The 4,063-nt window shown below is 59.5% G+C and carries 2 protein-coding genes; one reads left to right on the plus strand and one right to left on the minus strand.

All coding sequences use genetic code 11. The features are described from left to right. The first annotated feature begins 188 nt into the window (after positions 1-188). Positions 189-2,393 (plus strand): CHASE2 domain-containing protein, encoded by a 2,205-nt coding sequence (locus tag AC1DT3_RS13555; protein WP_477465777.1) that lies wholly within the window; start codon positions 189-191, stop codon positions 2,391-2,393. A 120-nt stretch (positions 2,394-2,513) separates the two neighbouring features. On the opposite strand, the gene AC1DT3_RS13560 is transcribed toward AC1DT3_RS13555, so the two are convergent. Further along, positions 2,514-4,013, minus strand: a complete 1,500-nt coding sequence (locus tag AC1DT3_RS13560; RefSeq protein ID WP_477465778.1) for an ABC transporter substrate-binding protein — start codon at positions 4,011-4,013, stop codon at positions 2,514-2,516. Positions 4,014-4,063 lie beyond the last annotated feature (50 nt).

Raw genomic sequence — 4,063 nt, forward strand, 5'->3', positions numbered from 1 at the left:
TGTCCGTACTGCCAACGGTTTCTCACTGGACCTATCGATCGAGGGACTTGCTCGAAAGGTCGGCGACCATAACACGGTAACGGCTCAGATTCAGTTCGCTGACGGCGAGACGTTGACCGCGCAGTTGGCGATCGCGGGAGCCTTGCCCCGATCCACGGACCACATCCTCTGAACCCGGAGGCGCGTGCATGCGAGGGCGATGGCGACATTTTGGAATCGGGCGGGTTCTCGCACTCCTCCTGCTGTTGGCGCTGGTGAGCCTTCGGCTCTGGGATCCTGGACCACTTGAAATTCTGCGACATCGCGCTTTCGACGTTTACCAGCAACTCCAGCCGAGGGCGACGCCGCTTCGTTCCGTCGTCATCGTCGATATCGACGAACCGAGTCTGCGGGCGCTCGGACAATGGCCGTGGCCGCGAACGATACTCGCCGACATGGTCTCACGGCTCTCCGACGAAGGTGCGACCGCGATCGGCTTCGACGTACTCTTCCCGGAGCCCGATCGGAGTTCACCAGGGGTCGTTGCGGAGACCTTCAGGGGCCTCGACGACGAGACCCGAGAGAAGTTGCGGGGGCTTCCAGCGAGCGACGAGATTTTCGCTGAAGCGATCCGCCGCTCGACTGTTGTTCTCGGTCATTCCGGGTATCGTGTTTCGGGCGCTAGCGACGCATCAGGCCCGACAATGCAATCGGGCATCGCGATCCTCGGCCCTGATCCTCGGCCCTATCTCGTCGATTTTCCACACCTGTTGCGAAACCTGCCGATGCTCGATGCCGCTTCCCAAGGCCGCGGGCTCTTCTCCATCGTACCCGAGGATGATGGGACGATCCGTCGCCTTCCGCTTGTCGCGCTTGCGGACGGAACGATTGTACCTTCGCTCGCGATCGAGATTCTGCGTGTCATTCGAGGATCTGATGCGATCCTGATCAAGACAGACGCCGGCGGCGTGCGGAGTGTCGGCGTTCAGGGACTGGAGATTCCGACTGATGGCAAGGGTCGGATCTGGCTCCACTTCGCGCGCCCCGGATCCGTCACATACCTATCGGCACTGGATCTTTTGCGCGGCAACGTCTCGCGGGAGAACATCTCGGGCAAGATCGTCCTCATCGGCACGTCGGCCGCGGGCCTGCTGGATATCAAAGTCACGCCGGTCCATCCCGCGACACCCGGCGTCGAACTGCATGCGCAGCTTCTCGAGAGCGCGCTCGCCGGCTCCACGCTCAGCCGCCCGAGCTACACGGCGCTCATCGAACTCGCTCTTGCGGCACTCCTGAGCCTCACGCTCATCGCACTTGCACCGAGGGCGAGCGCCGTCAGACTCTTCATTCTCGGAGCGATCACTGCCGCTCTCACCGTGAGCGTCTCATGGTACTGCTTCTCGTCACTTGGGCTTCTGATCGACTACACATTCCCTCTCTTCTCGAGTCTCCTCGTCTATTCCGTTCTCGTCTGCACCAACTACCTGAGCGTCTCCGCCGACCGTCACCGCATTCGTTCCGCCTTTAGCCAGTACATTTCGCCTGCGCTCGTCGAGCAGTTAGCAAACTCGCCCGAGAAACTTGTGCTCGGCGGTGAGCAACGCGAACTAACCATACTGTTTTCCGACATTCGCGGATTTACGGCGATCTCCGAGGCATTCGAGGACGATCCGCAGGGTCTGACCTCGCTCATCAACCGACTGTTCACACCGCTCACCAACGACATCGTCGAGCGGCAGGGAACGATCGACAAGTATATGGGTGATGCCATCATGGCCTTCTGGAATGCTCCGCTCGCTGACGCTCACCATGCCTCGAATGCCTGCGAAGCAGCCCTCGCGATGCTGGACAGCCTCGACGCACTCAATGCACAGCGACAGCGTGAAGCAGGCGAGCGCACCGTCGCACCGCTGAAGATCGGCATCGGACTCAACACTGGTCTCTGCGTCGTCGGCAATTTTGGCTCAGACCTGCATTTCAACTATTCGGTTCTCGGAGATCCCGTAAACGTAGCGTCTCGTCTGGAAGGGCTCTCAAAATATTACGGTGTTCCGATCGTCATCGGCTATCGCACCGCCGCCGCGGTGCACGAGCAGTTTGCAGTGCTCGAACTCGACCGCATCCAGATAAAGGGCAAGACGGCGCCGGAGCGCGTCTTCACTGTACTCGGCCACGCGAAAATGGCGGCGAGCGAGGATTTCGATGTGTTCTCCGCGGCTCAACGGGCCATGCTCTCCGCCTACTGGCGGCGCGATTGGGCCGACGCGCTCGAAATGATCATAACGTGCCGCGACCTTGGAAAGGCGTACGGCCTTGACGAATACTATGCGATCTACGTGGAGCGGATTCGCCTCCTGATCGAACAACCTCCCCCGGAGCCATGGAATGGAGTCGCGATCTCGGAGACGAAATGATCAGCTTGATCCATCGCGACATGCGACGGAATCGGTTGCCGGCCAATGCCGCTCGCTCATCCGACAAGATGCGGTGAGGAGCGTGCCAGTCTATGATGCCGGCACGCCGCTTAGTTTGATTTAGGACGCAAACGCGACGCCCCTGAGTCGAATCATGCCATCAGGATACGGCTTGAAACCCTGAACCTTCTTCGCCGACACCACCGGGCGCGGCGCATAGTAGGTGTAAATGACGGGCAGTTCGTCCTGGAGGATGGCTTGGGCGGAATCGTACAGCGCCTTGCGCTTCTCGACGTCGTTCAATGTCCGCGCTTCATTGAGAAGACGGTCCACTTCAGGATTGCAATAGCGGCCGTCGTTCGTGCTTCCCTTGCACGTCACGAACGTGTGGATATTCCCGTCGGGATCGATACGCCCAGACCAACCTGTCGCTATAGCCTCGAAGTTGCCCGCCTGCGCTTCTTTCTGCAGGGATGCAAACTCTGTGGCGCGCAGCGAAATGTCGAAGCCAACTTCCGCGCCCATCGCCTGAATGATCTCGGCGAGCTGCTGCGTCGTCGTGCTGTTGGCAAAGGCGAGCTCGATCTTCACCCGCTCGAAGCCGGCTTCCTTCAAGAGAGCCTTTGCCTTCACCACATCTCTTTTCCCGGCACTGTAAGCCTTGTTGTAGTATGGACTCGCGAGCGGAAACGGTTGGCCCGCCGGCGGGAAAATGCCTTGGCCTACGACCTCGTTGATCACGTCGCGATCGATGGCGTACTGCAATGCCTGACGAACGCGCTTGTCACTCCCGAGCGGACCCTTGGCACGTTCACCGTTGTTCACGTTGATCGTGATGTCCTGATATCCGATATCACTCGGCAACGAGAAAACCAGCTTCGGGTCGGCCTTTATGCTCGCGACGTCGCTTGGTGCGGGCCGCTCGATCATGTCGAGATCGCCTGCTCTCAGGTTCGCCAATCGAACGGTCGTGTCGGGAATGGGTGTGAAGACGAGCCGGTCGAACGAGAAAGCTTTGGCATCCCAGTAGTCACTGAACCGATCGAGAACGATGCGATCATTCTGCACCCGCTCCACGAAGCGATAGGGTCCAGAGCACATCGGCTTCTGTGCAAAATCCGCTCCGGCAAGCGCCTTTGGGGACATGATCATGCCGGCGCGATCGGAGAGTTGCGAGACCAAGGTCGCGTCGGGCCGCGACAATTTTAGTGCCACCGTCGTGTCGTCGATCACTTCGACGGTCTCGACGGATCCAAGCTCGCTTTTGCGCAGACTGTCCGGCAAGGTGCGGGCTCGATCGAGATTGAACTTCACCGCGGCCGCATTCATGATCTCGCCATCATGAAACTTGACGCCTGGCCGAAGCTTCATCGTCAAGGTCTTGTTGTCACCGCTCCAACTCCATTCGGTGGCCAGCTGCGGTACAAATGTGAGATCGGGAGTGATATCAACGAGCTTGTCGCACAGGGACGTAAAGACGATCCGCCCTGTGAAGCTGCGGGCCCGATGAGGATCGAGCGCATCCGGATCCTCTTGAATACCGATTCTCAGGGACTGAGCCGAGACCGCTGTTCCGATCAACAGGCTGGCGACAAAGGTGGCGGTGAAAATCGATCTCATACTCTTCCCTCGGGCGGCGTTTTAAAACTGCACAACTTTTTGTGCAGCGC

This window comes from Microvirga sp. P4_G7 (assembly GCF_056401005.1).

Excerpts from the sequence above, each read along its gene's own strand:
- AC1DT3_RS13560 (WP_477465778.1), bottom strand. The coding sequence starts at position 4,013 with ATGAGATCGATTTTCACCGCCACCTTTGTCGCCAGCCTGTTGATCGGA.
- AC1DT3_RS13555 (WP_477465777.1), top strand. The coding sequence starts at position 189 with ATGCGAGGGCGATGGCGACATTTTGGAATCGGGCGGGTTCTCGCACTC.